The sequence below is a fragment of the Pseudomonas sp. GL-RE-29 genome (genome assembly GCF_019947275.1).
In the GTDB taxonomy this organism is placed as follows: Bacteria; Pseudomonadota; Gammaproteobacteria; order Pseudomonadales; family Pseudomonadaceae; genus Aquipseudomonas; species Aquipseudomonas fluorescens_A.
Genome location: NZ_JAGYGD010000008.1, coordinates 17,488 through 32,462 on the forward strand (window position 1 = coordinate 17,488; position 14,975 = coordinate 32,462).

At 60.0% G+C, this 14,975-nt stretch carries 11 protein-coding genes; 4 read left to right on the top strand and 7 right to left on the bottom strand.

Features of this window, described 5'->3' with window-relative positions; genetic code table 11:
• Positions 1–35: 35 nt before the first annotated feature.
• From KGB21_RS08960 to argE, 4 genes are all read right to left on the bottom strand, one after another.
• Positions 36–1,379: an OprD family porin gene (locus KGB21_RS08960; protein ID WP_034147629.1), complete on the bottom strand. Its 1,344-nt coding sequence runs from the start codon at positions 1,377–1,379 to the stop codon at positions 36–38.
• A gap of 413 nt (positions 1,380–1,792) precedes the next feature.
• Positions 1,793–3,130, bottom strand: a complete 1,338-nt coding sequence (locus KGB21_RS08965; RefSeq protein WP_223504821.1) for an OprD family outer membrane porin — start codon at positions 3,128–3,130, stop codon at positions 1,793–1,795.
• Positions 3,131–3,772: 642 nt separating this feature from the next.
• Complete coding sequence (gene argA, locus KGB21_RS08970) at positions 3,773–5,071, bottom strand: amino-acid N-acetyltransferase (protein ID WP_034147631.1); 1,299 nt, start codon at positions 5,069–5,071, stop codon at positions 3,773–3,775.
• 234 nt (positions 5,072–5,305) lie between these two features.
• Complete coding sequence (gene argE, locus KGB21_RS08975; RefSeq protein ID WP_223504823.1) at positions 5,306–6,472, bottom strand: acetylornithine deacetylase; 1,167 nt, start codon at positions 6,470–6,472, stop codon at positions 5,306–5,308.
• A gap of 156 nt (positions 6,473–6,628) precedes the next feature.
• Here argE and KGB21_RS08980 point away from each other — a divergent pair, with 156 nt between their 5' ends.
• Positions 6,629–7,999, top strand: coding sequence for an inorganic triphosphatase (locus tag KGB21_RS08980; protein WP_034147633.1), 1,371 nt, complete (start codon positions 6,629–6,631; stop codon positions 7,997–7,999).
• Positions 8,000–8,117: 118 nt separating this feature from the next.
• Here KGB21_RS08980 and KGB21_RS08985 read toward each other — a convergent pair whose 3' ends face one another.
• A complete protein-coding gene (locus KGB21_RS08985) occupies positions 8,118–8,588 on the bottom strand; it encodes an Lrp/AsnC family transcriptional regulator (protein ID WP_223504825.1) in 471 nt (156 codons plus the stop codon).
• Positions 8,589–8,714: 126 nt separating this feature from the next.
• On the opposite strand from KGB21_RS08985, the gene KGB21_RS08990 reads away from it, so the two are divergent.
• The 3 genes from KGB21_RS08990 (at position 8,715) to KGB21_RS09000 (ending at position 11,316) form a co-directional block, all read left to right on the top strand.
• Complete coding sequence (locus KGB21_RS08990; RefSeq protein ID WP_223504827.1) at positions 8,715–9,053, top strand: hypothetical protein; 339 nt, start codon at positions 8,715–8,717, stop codon at positions 9,051–9,053.
• Between the two features lie 90 nt (positions 9,054–9,143).
• On the top strand, positions 9,144–10,928 hold the full coding sequence (locus KGB21_RS08995) for a GspE/PulE family protein (RefSeq protein ID WP_223504829.1): 1,785 nt from the start codon (positions 9,144–9,146) through the stop codon (positions 10,926–10,928).
• Between the two features lie 70 nt (positions 10,929–10,998).
• Complete coding sequence (locus KGB21_RS09000) at positions 10,999–11,316, top strand: DUF2388 domain-containing protein (protein WP_140894871.1); 318 nt, start codon at positions 10,999–11,001, stop codon at positions 11,314–11,316.
• A gap of 169 nt (positions 11,317–11,485) precedes the next feature.
• Here KGB21_RS09000 and gcvP read toward each other — a convergent pair whose 3' ends face one another.
• Complete coding sequence (gene gcvP / locus KGB21_RS09005; RefSeq protein WP_223504831.1) at positions 11,486–14,359, bottom strand: aminomethyl-transferring glycine dehydrogenase; 2,874 nt, start codon at positions 14,357–14,359, stop codon at positions 11,486–11,488.
• A gap of 205 nt (positions 14,360–14,564) precedes the next feature.
• Positions 14,565–14,948: a glycine cleavage system protein GcvH gene (gene gcvH / locus KGB21_RS09010; protein WP_223504833.1), complete on the bottom strand. Its 384-nt coding sequence runs from the start codon at positions 14,946–14,948 to the stop codon at positions 14,565–14,567.
• Positions 14,949–14,975: the final 27 nt, after the last annotated feature.

A 14,975-nucleotide genomic window follows, 5' to 3' on the forward strand; every position in this document is an offset into this window, starting at 1 on the left:
CCGGGCGGGGCTTTTTTTGTCACATGTAGGAGCTGTTACAACAGCGGGATCGAGTAGCTGACGATCAGGCGGTTTTCGTCCTGGGAACGGGTGTTCGGCAGGTCGGTGCGCCAGGTGGCGTTTTTCCACATCAGGCCGAGGTTTTTCAGCGCGCCGGACTGAACAACGTAACCCACGGTCAGGTCGCGTTCCCACTCGGAAGCGCCGTTGGCGGCTTGACGACCGGCAGCGTTAACGGTGTCGATGTCATCACCATGCAGGTAAACCACACCCGCCGTCAGGCCAGGCACGCCGACCTTGGCGAAGTCATAGGAGTAGCGTGCTTGCCAGGTTTTCTCGCCGGCACGACCGAACTTCTGGATTTGCGAGTCGGTGATGGTGTAGTTCGACGAACCGTCGCCCTGGTTCAGCCAAGGGAAATCGCTGCTGCCGTTGCTGACCTGATAACCGCCACCGAAGGTGTGGCCGGCCACGGTGTACAGGAACAGGCCGCTGTACAGGTTGTTGTCGACTTTGCCTTTACCGTTAGGCGCGTTGTAATTGCCGGTGGTGTAGTACGACGAATCGTGACCGTTGGCGCCGTCATCGGAGCTGTTGAAGTAACGGAAGTCGGACTTCAACACGCCCGGGCCGATGGCCCAGTTGTGCACCAGACCCAGGAAGTGCTGCTTGTAGAAGTCTTCCAGCTTGCCGTAGTAGTACTGGGCAGTCAGGTCTTTGGTGAGTTTGTAGTCACCACCGGCGTAGATGAACTTGTTGCTGTCACGTGCTGCGGCGGTACGACCATTGGCACCGGAGATCGACAGCTGTTGGTTGTTGCTCGAGTTACGACCTTTGACCTGCTCGATCTGACCGCCGACCAGGGTCAAGTCCTTGATGTCGCCGGAAGTGATCTGGCCACCCTGCCAGGTTTGCGGCAGCAGACGACCGTCGTTGGTCACGATGACCGGGTTTTTCGGCTGCAAGGTGCCCAGTTTCAGCTCGGTCTGGGAAACCTTGGCCTTGGCGGTCAGGCCCAGGCTGGAGAAGTCATCAACCGATTCACCGTTGGACTTGGTCGGGAACACAGTGCCGCCGTAAGCGTTGCCGCTACCACCGTTGGTGCCGCCGCCCGAATCCAGCTTCACGCCCAACAGGCCGATTGCATCAATACCGAAGCCGACGGGACCTTGGGTGTAACCGGAGATGAAACGCAGATCGAAGCCTTGGCCCCATTCTTCGTTCTTGTTCGGCTCGGCGCTACCGTCACGGAAGTCCTGGTTGATGTAGAAGTTACGCAGGCCCAAAGTAGCCTTGCTGTCTTCGATGAAACCGGCGGCGCTCGCTTGCTGCGCCAAAACCCCTACGGCCACAGCCAGGGCCAAGGTGGACTTGTTCATTGTTTCGCTCCTATCGTTTTCTAATTTTGTGTTGCTGGTCCCGGGTCGTTTGCCCTGGATCCGCAGACGCGAAAAATCGCGTCAACCTCTCTAAATCGCAGGTCTTGCCGCAAAGGGGGCACTTCGGCACAAATCTCAAAAGAATTACCAGATTCTTTTTAATGCCTTTGGGCTATATACCTTCGCAGCACAGATCCGAGGTATCGGCTAAAAAGCTGATTCCTTAACCTGATCCATTGCCGAGGAGTGAAATCGTCATTTCCGGACTCGTCGCGAGCCGGAATGCTCACTTTATTCGTTTGAGCAAAAAGCTAAAAAGAATAAAAAATAATCATCTGTGCGATTTATGGAATATAAAAACGCACGCGAAAAAAAGCCCCGCCAGTCGACGGGGCTTTTTCCGGGGACGCAGCTTACATGAAGCTGTAGGTGTAGTTGAAGATTACACGGGTCTGATCCTGGTCTGCGGTGCTGGTGTTGCCACGATACATGCCGTGACGCAGCGTCGTACCGAACCCTTTGAGCATACCTGTCTGGATCACGTAGTCCACACGCAGGTCGGTTTCACGCTCGTTCAGGTCCTTGCCCACGCCGTTCGTGGCCTTGATGTCCTGACCGTACAAGTAAGCAGCCGAGGCTTTCAAACCTGGAACACCGAGCGAGGCGAAGTCATAGGAGTACTGACCGTACGTGGTGCTTTCACCCGCACGGATGAAGCTGCCCACAGTGGCGTCGGTGAACGAGTAGAAGCTGGCGCCGCCGGCACCTTCGTTACGACCGTTGCCATCAACAACGTTGCCCTGGTTCAAGAAAACAAAGCCGCCGTCATCGCTGACACGCTGATGCCCGAGCAGGAAAGCGCTGCCGCCCAGGGTGTAGGTGAACGTGGCGCTCCAGGTCTGGTTATCGACCTCGCCCAGGTTCTTGGCGTAGCCATTGTTATTGTTGAAACGGTAGCCAGCATCGCCGTTCTTGCCGTCGGAGCCGCTGTCGAAATAACGCAGGTCGGTCTTGAACGACTGATTGGCGGCGATCGGGTAAACGTGCACCAGGCCAAGGAAGTTCTGCGTGTAGTAGTTTTCCAGGTTGGCGTAGTAGTACTGCAACAGCAGGTCTTTGGTGACCTTCCAGTCAGCGCCCGCGTAGCGGAACTGGTTGCTTTCCTCAGTACCACCCGCCACAGCCAAACCAGTGCTATTGGTGGAAGCGCGTCCCACCGCGTGCTCCAACTGACCCACGTTGAAGGTCACGTTGTCGATTTCCTTCGAGGTGATGGTGCCACCCTCAAAGGTTTGTGGCAGCACGCGGCTGTCGTTCGCGATCAGGATCGGCATGTTCGGCTGCAGAGCGCCACCGAGGTGGGCCTCTGTCTTCGAGAAGCGCGCCTTGACGTTGCCCGCCACACGGCTCCATTCATCCGTTGCCGATCCATCGGAATCGCTTGGGCTGAAGGTGTTGTTGTCCGGGTGATGGCCCTTGCCACCGTCCAGGTGGATACCCACCAGCGCCTGGGCGTCGAAACCAAAACCGACGGGGCCTTGAGTGTAGCCCGAGAGGAAATCGAACTTCAGACCTTGAGCGGCCTCTCGCTGCCGGTTGGCAGGAATCTTGGCGCCTTCACGGTTATCGGCATCGAAATAATAGGTGCGCGAACTGACGGATGCCTTGCTGTCTTCGATGAAACCTGCGGCGCCTGCCTGCTGCGCCAAAACCCCTACGGCCACGGCCAAAGCCAAGGTGGACTTGTTCATTGTGAAGCTCCTCTCGATTCTAATTCTTGTGTTCCTGGTCTCGGGTCGTTGCCCAAAATCCTAAGATTCGCGATTAGCGCCGTAGCGTGACCCACAAGTCAATCGTAACCATGTGTGTCTACGACCATAGTCTAATCCCCCGATTTTTGGTCCATGCAGGGTCATGAGCACGTCATAAACCTGAAAAGAAACTGCAATCTCTTTTCTCATACCGTTTAGGAATTTAGCTCCCCAACTACAGACCCGCGGAACAGAGCGGGCGGCTCATAAGCCAATTCCTAAAGGGTATTTCTCCGTCCTTTTTTAGATCGTTAAGCATTGACGCAATTCGGAAATAATTCCTTTACCGAAACGCGGTTCCTGCCAATCAGACGCGCACTATCCGATCCATTTGTTACAGTTTATGTATCGTTGAAATTTCTTTCCGCGCACGGCGATGCCACCCAAGTTCGGGCAACGAAGTTTCTGGAGGAACACGCGAAGGTTGAAATGCGAACCACTGTGGCGAGGGAGCTTGCTCCCGCTGGAGGCCGAGGCCTCCCAATCACGGTAACGCGCAGCGTCAGGAATTACGCGTCGCCGGGGTTGGGGCCGCTGCGCGACCCAGCGGGAGCAAGCTCCCTCGCCACAAAAGCCAATGCGTCAAAGAGTCTTTTCGAAGATCTTCGAATTACGCTGATAGTTGTACAGCGACGCCCGGGCCGACGGCAGGCGCTCGACGCTGCTCGGCACGAAGCCACGCTCACGGAACCAGTGGGCGGTGCGGGTGGTGAGGACGAACAAGGTCTTCAAGCCCTGCGCCCGCGCGCGGGTTTCAATACGTTCCAGCAGTTCATCGCCGCGACCGCCATGACGGTACTCCGGGTTCACCGCCAGACACGCTAGCTCACCGGCATCCGAATCGGCAATCTGGTACAGCGCCGCGCAGGCGATGATCATGCCTTCGCGTTCGACCACGCTGAATTGCTCGATTTCACGCTCCAGCACCTCGCGGGAGCGCCGTACCAGAATCCCCTGCTCTTCCAGCGGACTGATCAAATCCAGCAATCCGCCGACGTCTTCGATGGCCGCTTCGCGCACCACTTCGAACTGCTCCTGCGCGACCAGCGTACCGCCACCGTCGCGGGTGAACAGTTCGGTCAGCAGCGCGCCGTCCTCGGCATAGCTGACGATATGGCTGCGGGCCACGCCGCCACGGCAGGCCTCAGCGGCGGCATCCAGCAGCTCCGCTTGATAGTTGCTGCCCAGACGCTGCAAGTGCGCCGGCACCTGCTGCGGACGCAACTCGCGAACCAGACGACCGTTTTCGTCGATCAGGCCCTTTTCCTCGCCGAACAGCAACAACTTGTCCGCGCCCAGATCGATGGCCGCGCGGGTGGCGACGTCTTCGCAGGCGAGGTTGAAAATCTCGCCGGTCGGCGAATAGCCCAGCGGTGACAGCAGCACGATGGAGCGTTCATCCAGCAGGCGATTGATGCCCTTGCGGTCGACCCGACGCACTTCGCCGGTGTGGTGATAGTCGACCCCTTCGAGCACGCCGATAGGCCGCGCGGTCACCAGGTTGCCGCTGGCCACCCGCAGGCGCGAGCCCTGCATGGGCGACGAAGCCATGTCCATGGACAGCCGTGCTTCGATGGCGATACGCAGCTGGCCCACCGCATCGATCACGCACTCAAGCGTTGCAGCATCGGTGATGCGCATGCCGTGGTGGTAATGCGGGGTCAGGCCACGCGCGGCGAGGCGCGCTTCGATTTGCGGGCGGGAACCATGAACCAGCACCAGCCGCACGCCCAAGCTGTGCAACAGCACCAGGTCGTGGACGATATTGCCGAAATTCGGGTGTTCAACACCGTCGCCGGGAAGCATGACGACAAAGGTGCAATCGCGGTGGGCGTTGATGTAAGGCGAAGCGTGACGAAGCCAATTAACGTATTCGGGCATGAACCTGGGCCTGTAATAAATAGCAGCCGAAAAAAAGGGCGGATCAGAAAACGCACAGCGGGCTGATGGTTATCGTCGGAACAGGCTTGGCGACACGCGCGCTCTCCTCATGAATACGGGTTTGAACATCGGCAATTTATACATGAAACCTGTAGGAGCCGGCTTGCTGGCGATAAAACGATGACGCGGTTTCTCTGATGGACCGCAGCGTCCGCATCGCCAGCAAGCCGGCTCCTACAAGTTGGGTTGCGTTTGGGCCGGTGTCAGGCAGTAATGTTCAATCAACTGACGTAATAGATGCACCGTAGGTTGCAAACGTGACATTTCGAGGTATTCCCCCGGCTGGTGGGCGCAGGCGATATCGCCAGGGCCGAGCACCAGTGTCTCGCAGCCAAGACGCTGAAGATAAGGTGCTTCGGTGCCGAACGCCACTGCTTCGGCGCTATGACCAGTGAGCTTTTCGGCGATCCGCACCAGTTCCGCGTCTTCGGCCTGCTCGAACGGTGGCACTTCGGGAAACAGTGGCGCGTAATCGATCTTGACCTGATGGCGCTCGGCAACCGGATTGAGCTTCTGCAGAATCGCCGCGCGCAGGGCCTTGGGATCCATGCCCGGCAACGGTCGCAGGTCGAATTCCAGCAAACACTGACCGCAGATACGGTTGGGGTTGTCGCCGCCATGGATGCAGCCGAAATTCATCGTCGGCATCGGCACGCTGAATTGTGGATTGCGAAACTCGCGCTGCCACGCCAGACGCAAGCCGCGCAGTTCGCCGATGGCATCATGCATGGCTTCCAGAGCGCTATGGCCCAGGCGCGGGTCCGAGGAATGACCGCTCTGCCCGAGGATGTCGATGCGCTCCATCATGATGCCTTTGTGCATGCGGATCGGCTTGAGCCCGGTCGGCTCGCCGATCACCGCCGCACGGCCCAGCGGTCGCCCCGCCGCGGCCAACGCCCGGGCGCCGGACATCGAGCTCTCCTCATCGCAGGTGGCGAGGATCAGCAGCGGTTGCTTGAACGGTTGATCGAGCAGCGGTTTGACCGCTTCGATGGCCAAGGCGAAAAAGCCTTTCATGTCGCAACTGCCGAGGCCGACCCAGCGGCCATCGACTTCGGTGAGTTTAAGCGGATCGGTCTGCCACAACGCGCCGTCGAATGGCACGGTGTCACTGTGCCCGGCCAGCACCAGCCCGCCGGGGCCGGAGCCGAAACTGGCGAGCAGATTGAATTTGCCGGGGCTGACCTGCTGGATATCGCAGGCAAAACCCAGGTCGCCGAGCCACGCGGCCAACAGGTCGATCACCGGTCGATTGGATTGATCGAGGCTCGCCTGGGTGCAACTGACCGATGGTGCAGCGATCAATGCAGCGAACTGATCTTTCATGGACGGCAAAGGCATCGCTGGCTCCAACTCCCGAATTGAAGTCCATCATAGAACCATCCGGCGACAGGAATAAACCGTTGCGGCGCGAAGCGCGGGTGAGTCCTGTACACTGCACGACCTTGGCAGCCACACATTCCCCCGGCTGCGCTCCCGATCCTGGATTTTCCGGCCATGCAGAAAGAAACCGAAATCAAACTCCGCGTCAGCCGCGAAACCCTCGCTGCCCTGCGCGAGCACCCGTTACTGAAAAAACGCAACAAAAGTGGCTGGGAACGCCGTGAGTTGATGAACCAGTACTTCGACACGCCCGAGCGCGACCTGGCTCGCGCCAAGGTTGCCCTGCGCCTGCGCAAGGACGGTGAAGAAGTCATTCAGACGCTGAAGACCCGTGGCCAGAGCGTCGCCGGTCTGTCCGAGCGTAACGAGTACGACTGGAACCTGCCCAAAGCCAAGCTCGACGTGAAGAAACTCGACGGCGAATGCTGGCCTGAAGAACTGGCCGAGCTGGACAAGAAAACCCTCAAGCCGATCTTCACCACTGATTTCGTCCGCGAGCGCGCGGAGATCGCCTGGGGCCGTGGCAAGACCAAAGTGGTCATCGAAGCCGCGCTGGACCTGGGCCACGTGGTGGTCGGCAAGCAGAAAGAAGAAATCTGCGAGCTGGAACTGGAACTGCGCGAAGGTGAACCCGCCGCGTTGCTGGAACTGGCCGCCGAACTGGCCGCGACTCTGCCATTGATGCCATGTGACATCAGCAAGGCCGAGCGCGGTTATCGTCTGTACGACGCCAACAGCTATTCGCTGAGCCTGCCGGCGCCGCAGATCACCGCTGAAACCCCGCTGGACGACGCCTTCGCCGCCCTGAGCTGGCACCTGCTGGGCAGCAGTCAGCGTCTGGCCGAGCAGTATCGCTTCAATGGCCACTGGCGCCTGCTGCAGGACTGGGTGGAAAACCTCGCCGAACTGCGTGCGCTGGTCAGCAGCCTCGGTCAAGCCGCGCCGCGTCAATCGACCCATGACCTGCGCGTCGCGCTGGATGCCTTGCTCGAAGACTGGCGTCCGCTGGTCCAGGCCGGTCTGGAAGATGAAGACGTGCGCAAAGCCGCGCCGGAGCAGTTCCTCGAAGAACTCGAAGACCCGCGTTGGGGCCTGTTCTCGCTGACCACCTCGCGTTGGTTGCTGGCCCGCACCTGGGCGGCTGACCGCAACGTTCGCGGCAATCGCCAGGGCGCCGCGCAACTGGGTAGCTGGTTGCCACGTCTACTGGGTGAAGAGGCGACGTCCCTGCAATTGCAGCGCTACCAGCAACAGCCGGAAGACCTCGCCGAGCAACTGCCGCGCATCGAACGCATCCAGGCCTGGTTGCACCATGCGCGCAACGTGCTGGAGATCCCGGAAATGGATCGCCTGTATGGCGAGTTGAACAAACTGGCGCAACTGGCCAACGAGCCGACGATCACTGATGAACTGCTCGATGCGCGCAAGCAGCAGGCGATTGCGGTTTATCAGAATCGTGCCTGGAAAATGCTTCTGCGCATGTAACCCTGTGGCGAGGGAGCTTGCTCCCGCTGGAGGCCGAAGGACTCCCAATTCCGACAAACGCCGGTTTTGGGGTCGCTTCGCAACCCAACGGGAGCAAGCTCCCTCGCCACAAAGGCAATTACCGCACCACCGGCAAACTGGTGGTCGACTTGATCTCCGACAACGCCACGATCGAATTGACCTCCTGAATCCCCGGCACCATCGACAGCTTCTCAAAGAAAAACCGCTCATACGCCTCGATGTCCGCCGCGACGATCCGCAGCATGAAGTCCACCGCCCCCATCAGCACATAACACTCCAACACCTCGGGAAAACCGCGAATCGCCTCGGTGAATTCGGTGAAGTTCGAACGCCCGTGGGCGTTGAGTTTTACCTGGGCGAAGATCTGCGTCTTGAGGCCGATTTTCTTGCGGTCGAGCAAGGTCACCTGGCCGCGAATGATCCCCTCCTCTTTCATCCGCTGAATCCGCCGCCAGCACGGCGACTGCGACAATCCCACCTGTTCGGCAATCTGCGCGCTGGAAAGCGAAGCGTCCTCTTGCAGCAACGCGAGAATCTTGCGGTCGTAGCTGTCCAGTTCGCTCTGCATAAAAAAACCTTCAACTGATCATTCTGTGAATTACATGATTCGGCAATGCCGCATTACGCCCAATCATAGATAAGAAATGCCCCGCCCCGAATGTAAAAATTTCTCCACTCAGTTTGGAGACCGACCATGCCGCATCTGGAAGCCGTAACCACCCCGCTCACCCGCGCCGATGTCTGGAACGCCGGCAACACTCACTGTCGCGTTCGCTACCAATTGTTGGCCGAAGCTGAACCGGATTTGCTGTGCCGCGCACTCAACCTATTCGCCTTACAGTGCCTGACGCCGGAACAGATGAACGTGCAACGCCACGATGATCTGCTGACCATCGACATCGTCATGGATGGCTTGAGCTGGCACCGCGCCCAGGTGATTGCGGAAAAACTTCGTAACCTGATCAGCGTCTGCTCGGTTGATCTGCAAGCGGCTGATTCTGCGTGGGCTGAAGCGGCACAGGCGGCGGGCTGAAAAACCCCGATACGGCTTCGTCGGGTAGTGGCCCAACGGTGTGTGGGGTCACGACTATCCTTTGCGCACTGTTGTTCAAAAGGAGCCCGCATGTCCGTTCAACTCGCCCTTCAGGACCGCTGGCTGGATCTCAATGATTTGCTGCGTGAACTGGTCGCCCAAGGCTTTATCAGCCAGGACGCCGCCGAACACGCGCTCAATGCCCGTCGCCGCCACGCCGCCAATGGCCAGATGCACCCACTGGAATTTATCGCCAGCCAACAATTGGACGACCTCAGCCGCCCCGGTAAACACCTCGACCTCGAAAGCCTGACGTTGTGGCTGTCGCAACAGGCCGGCCAGCCTTACCTGCGTATCGATCCGCTGAAGATCAACGTTGCGGCCATCACGCCGCTGATGTCCTACGCCTTCGCCCAACGCCACAAGATTCTCGCGGTGTCCATCGACCGCGACGCCGTGACGGTGGCCAGCGCCCAGCCCTACGTCAACGGCTGGGAAGCCGACCTGACCCATGTCCTGAAGCTGCCGATCAAGCGCGTAGTGGCCAACCCGGTGGACATCCAGCGCTTCAGCGTGGAGTTTTTTCGCCTGGCCAAATCGGTCACCGGCGCGAACAACGCCGATCAGCAAGTGAACACCCTGGGCAACTTCGAACAGTTGCTCAACCTCGGCGCCAGTGACCAGGAGCCGGACGCCAACGACGCGCACATCGTCAACATCGTCGACTGGCTGTTCCAGTACGCCTTCCAGCAGCGCGCGAGCGATATCCACATCGAACCCCGGCGCGAACAGGGCACCGTGCGTTTTCGCATCGACGGCGTGCTGCACAACGTCTATCAATTCCCGCCGCAAGTGACCATGGCCATCGTCAGTCGCCTGAAAAGCCTGGGACGGATGAACGTCGCGGAGAAACGCAAACCCCAGGACGGCCGGGTGAAGACCAAGACCCCGGAGGGCGGCGAAGTCGAACTGCGGCTGTCGACATTGCCGACGGCGTTCGGCGAAAAAATGGTCATGCGGATCTTCGACCCGGAGGTGCTGCTCAAGGATTTCGATCAGCTGGGTTTCTCCGCCGACGACTTGCGCCGCTGGCAGGACATGACCCGCCAGCCCAACGGCATCATCCTGGTCACCGGGCCGACCGGTTCCGGCAAGACCACCACGCTCTACACCACGCTGAAGAAACTGGCGACGCCGGAGGTCAACCTCTGCACCATCGAAGACCCGATCGAGATGGTCGAGCCGGCGTTCAACCAGATGCAGGTCCAGCACAACATCGACCTGACGTTCGCTGCCGGCGTACGCGCACTGATGCGGCAAGACCCGGACATCATCATGATCGGCGAGATCCGCGACCTCGAAACCGCGGAAATGGCGATTCAGGCTGCGCTGACCGGTCACCTGGTGCTGTCGACGCTGCACACCAACGATGCGCCAAGCGCGATCAGCCGCCTGCTGGAACTCGGTGTGCCGCATTACCTGATCAAGGCAACGGTGCTGGGCGTCATGGCCCAGCGACTGGTGCGCACCTTGTGCCCGCACTGCAAGGCCCCGCAAGCCTTGGCCGAAGAGGACTGGCAAACCCTGACCCGGCCCTGGCAAGCACCGCCGCCCAGCAACGCGCAACGGGCGATCGGCTGCCTGGAATGCCGCGACACCGGCTATCACGGCCGCGCCGGGGTGTACGAAATCATGCAACTGACCGATGGCGTGAAGGCGCTGATCAATCCCGACACCGACTTGCTGGCGGTGCGGCGCCAGGCGTTCAAGGAGGGCATGCGCAGCCTGCGACTGTCGGGGGCACAGAAAGTCGCGGCGGGTTTGACGACGATCGAGGAGGTGTTGCGGGTGACGCCGCAGAGTGAGCAGAAGTAGCTTGGCCGCCAGGGAACTCGATGGGGGGGCGACAATCCAACACCGCAGTTAATCAGTGGAGTCACCCCCTATGCGTCTCAAATTTGCTGTCGCTACCATCGCCCTGTTGTCCCTGCCTGTCGGTTCGGCGATGGCCGATAGCTTTTGGCGTAACGTCATTTCGTCCGGTGCAACCACCGGTTCGACCTACCTGACGTTCAAGGATCACAAACTGATCGTCGCCGCCCAGGACGATGCTGGCAGCTTTGTCGCCAGTGACGGCGGCATCCGCGGCCCGTACCTGGAAGCCGCGATGCAGAAAGTCCGCGCCGACAATCCGGGCCTGCAGGCCACGGATATGGAATTGGCGAATGCGATTTTGGCGAAGAATGCCGTGGCTTCGGAATAAGCCAGGTTGCCATTCGGAAGTGCCGCTCATATGAGCGGCATTTTTTATGCACGATACAAAAACCTTGTAGGAGCTGGCATGCCAGCGATGGCGGCGTGTCAGTCATCGGTGATGTTGGATGTGCCGTCCTCATCGCTGGCAAGCCAGCTCCTACAGGGACTTGTGTATTTCATCGGTATTCATCCAGCGGCACACACGCACAAAACAGATTCCGGTCGCCGTAAACGTTATCCACCCTATTCACCACCGGCCAATACTTGTGGGCCTTGGTGTGCGCATCCGGCGTCACCGCCTGCTCAATACTGTAAGGCCGTTCCCACACGCCAGTGATGTCCGCCAACGTATGCGGCGCACGCTTCAATGGGTTGTCCTCGGCCGGCCAGTTGCCGTTCTGCACCTCGGTAATCTCTGCGCGGATGCTCAGCATCGCGCCAATAAAGCGGTCCAGCTCAGCCTTCGATTCACTCTCGGTCGGCTCGACCATCAACGTCCCCGGCACCGGGAACGACATGGTCGGCGCGTGGAAGCCGTAGTCCATCAGGCGCTTGGCCACGTCCTCTTCACTAATACCAGTCAGCGCCTTGAGTGGCCGCAGGTCGAGAATGCATTCGTGGGCCACCCGCTCGTTGCGCCCGGTATAGAGCACGGGAAATGCGCCGGACAGGTGCCGCGCCAGATAATTTGCGGCGAGGATCGCCACTTCACTGGCGTCGGCCAGTTGCGGCCCCATCATGGCGATGTACATCCAGCTGATCGGCAAAATGCTCGCGCTGCCCCACGGCGCCGCACTGACTGCGCCGTTCTGCGGCAGCGGCCCGTCGATCGGCACCACCGGGTGGTTGGCCACGAATGGTGCCAGGTGCGCGCGCACGCCAATCGGCCCCATGCCCGGCCCACCGCCGCCGTGAGGAATGCAGAAGGTTTTGTGCAGGTTCATGTGTGACACATCGGCGCCAATGTCCGCCGGGCGCGCCAGCCCGACCTGGGCATTGAGGTTGGCGCCATCCATGTACACCTGACCGCCGTGACTGTGGATAACTTCGCAGATTTCGCTGATGCCCTCTTCGTACACACCGTGAGTCGACGGATAGGTCGCCATCAGACAGGCAAGCTTGTCCCCGGCGTGCGCAGCTTTTTCTTTCAGGTCTTCCAAATCGACGTTGCCCGCCTCGTCGCACTCGACAATCACCACGCGCATCCCGGCCATTTGCGCCGAGGCCGGGTTGGTGCCGTGGGCCGATGACGGAATCAGGCAGATATCGCGCCCACCCTCCTGGCGGCTCTCGTGGTATTTGCGGATCGCCAGCAGCCCGGCGTACTCGCCTTGGGCACCGGAGTTGGGTTGCATGCAGATCGCATCGAACCCGGTGATCGCGCAGAGCCAGCGTTCCAGTTCTTCGATCATCAACGAATAGCCGACGGCTTGCTCCTTCGGCGCAAACGGATGCAGGTTGGCGAACTGCGGCCAGGTAATCGGGATCATCTCGCTGGTGGCGTTGAGCTTCATCGTGCAGGAGCCCAGCGGGATCATCGATTGATTGAGCGCCAGATCCTTGTTTTCCAGTTGTTTGAGATAGCGCAGCATCTCGGTTTCGCTGTGGTGGGCGTTGAACACCGGATGGCGCAAGTAAGGCGAGGTTCGTGCCAGCGACTCGGGAATGCCGGCAGCCAGGGTTTCAGCGTCCAGTTCGTCGACGTTGAGCCCATGATCGGCGCCGAGGAACACATCGAACAGTTTCGCCACCGTGGTTTCGTCAGAGGTTTCGTCAAGGCTCAAGCCGAGTTGACCACGGCCCAGGATGCGCAGGTTGATCTGTGCGGCTTGGGCGCTTTCGATAATTGCGGTCTGGGTACCGCCGACTTCCAGAGTCAGCGTGTCGAAGAAGTGCTGGTTGAGGCGGGTAATCCCCTTGCGCTCAAGGCCGGTGGCGAGGATGCAGGTCAGTCGGTGCACTCGTTGGGCAATTCGTTTCAGCCCTTCGGGGCCGTGATAGACCGCGTAGAAACTGGCGATGTTGGCCAGCAGCACCTGCGCGGTGCAGATGTTCGAGTTGGCCTTTTCACGGCGAATATGTTGCTCGCGGGTTTGCAGCGCCATGCGCAGGGCAACGTTGCTGCGGGCGTCTTTTGACACGCCGATGATGCGCCCCGGAATCGCGCGTTTGTACTCGTCGCGGCTGGCAAAAAACGCCGCGTGTGGCCCGCCGTAACCCATGGGCACGCCGAAACGCTGGGACGAGCCGAACACCACGTCAGCGCCCAACTCTCCCGGCGGGGTCAGCAACAGCAGGCTCAGCAGATCGGCAGCAACACACGCTAAAGCCTGTTGCGCATGCAAATGATCAATCAACGGGCGCAGGTCACGGATCTCGCCATGAGTGTCGGGGTATTGCAGCAGCGCGCCGAAGACCTGGTGCTGTTTCAAGTTATCCACAGCGTCGACGATCAGCTCGAAACCGAAGCCTTCGGCGCGGGTCTGCACCACGGAAATGGTCTGCGGATGGCAGTTTTCGTCGACAAAGAACAGATTGCTTTTCGACTTGGCGACCCGCTTGGCCAGGGCCATGGCTTCCGCCGCCGCGGTGGCTTCGTCCAGCAGCGAAGCGTTGGCCAGTTCCAGGCCCGTGAGGTCGATGGTCAATTGCTGGAAATTCAGTAGCGCTTCGAGCCGCCCTTGGGCGATTTCCGGTTGATAGGGTGTGTACGCGGTGTACCAACCGGGATTTTCCAGCACGTTGCGCAGGATGACGGTTGGCGTCAGCGTGTTGTGATAGCCCATGCCGATCAGGCTGGTCCAGACCTGGTTCTGCTCGGCGTAGCCCCGCAGCTTGGCCAGTGCGGCTTCTTCATCCAAGGCCGGCGGCAGGTCGAGTGGCCGGTTCAGGCGGATTCCCGGTGGCACCGTCTGTTCGATCAGCTCGACCCGGCTGCCAAGGCCGAGGCTGTCGAGCATCGCCTGCTGCTCGGCGGCATCGGGGCCGAGGTGGCGGCGAAGAAAAGCATTGGGATCGCGTAACTGGCTCAGGGACGGCAACTGGGACATGACGGGCTCTCTCTTGACTGGCGCTCAGCGTCGATGCAACACGGTCAAACCAGCATAGCAGTCGATGGAAGATCAAAAGATCGCAGCCTTCGGCAGCTCCTACATTGAACCGCGATCCCCTGTAGGAGCTGCCGCAGGCTGCGATCTTTTAGCGCCCACAAAAAAGCCCCGACAAGTCGGGGCTTTGGGGATGACGCCTGAAGGCTTACTCGCCGATGGCGGCCTTGTAACCCGCTGCATCAAGCAGCTTTTCCAGGTCAGCGGTGTTGCTTGGCTTGAGTTTGAAGATCCACGCGCCGTACGGGTCGGAGTTGAGCAACTCAGGTTCAGCGCTCAGTGCTTCGTTGACCGCGATCACTTCACCGGCAACTGGGGAATAGATGTCGGAAGCGGCTTTAACCGACTCCACCACACCGGATTGATCACCGGCGGCAAAGACGTTGCCGACTTCGGTCAGCTCAACGAACACCACATCACCCAGCGCTTCCTGCGCGTGATCGCTGATGCCCACGGTGACGGTGCCATCGGCTTCCAGGCGAGCCCACTCGTGACTCTCGGCAAAACGCAGGTCGGCAGGGATATCGCTCATGTTCTGTGTCCTCAAGAAATTGGTCGG

Bases quoted from the DNA above. Each gene is read 5' to 3' on its own strand.
- KGB21_RS08995 (WP_223504829.1), top strand. From the start codon at position 9,144: ATGTCCGTTCAACTCGCCCTTCAGGACCGCTGGCTGGATCTCAATGAT.
- gcvP (WP_223504831.1), bottom strand. From the start codon at position 14,359: ATGTCCCAGTTGCCGTCCCTGAGCCAGTTACGCGATCCCAATGCTTTT.
- argE (WP_223504823.1), bottom strand. From the start codon at position 6,472: ATGCCTTTGCCGTCCATGAAAGATCAGTTCGCTGCATTGATCGCTGCA.
- gcvH (WP_223504833.1), bottom strand. From the start codon at position 14,948: ATGAGCGATATCCCTGCCGACCTGCGTTTTGCCGAGAGTCACGAGTGG.
- argA (WP_034147631.1), bottom strand. From the start codon at position 5,071: ATGCCCGAATACGTTAATTGGCTTCGTCACGCTTCGCCTTACATCAAC.
- KGB21_RS09000 (WP_140894871.1), top strand. From the start codon at position 10,999: ATGCGTCTCAAATTTGCTGTCGCTACCATCGCCCTGTTGTCCCTGCCT.
- KGB21_RS08980 (WP_034147633.1), top strand. From the start codon at position 6,629: ATGCAGAAAGAAACCGAAATCAAACTCCGCGTCAGCCGCGAAACCCTC.
- KGB21_RS08985 (WP_223504825.1), bottom strand. From the start codon at position 8,588: ATGCAGAGCGAACTGGACAGCTACGACCGCAAGATTCTCGCGTTGCTG.
- KGB21_RS08990 (WP_223504827.1), top strand. From the start codon at position 8,715: ATGCCGCATCTGGAAGCCGTAACCACCCCGCTCACCCGCGCCGATGTC.
- KGB21_RS08960 (WP_034147629.1), bottom strand. From the start codon at position 1,379: ATGAACAAGTCCACCTTGGCCCTGGCTGTGGCCGTAGGGGTTTTGGCG.
- KGB21_RS08965 (WP_223504821.1), bottom strand. From the start codon at position 3,130: ATGAACAAGTCCACCTTGGCTTTGGCCGTGGCCGTAGGGGTTTTGGCG.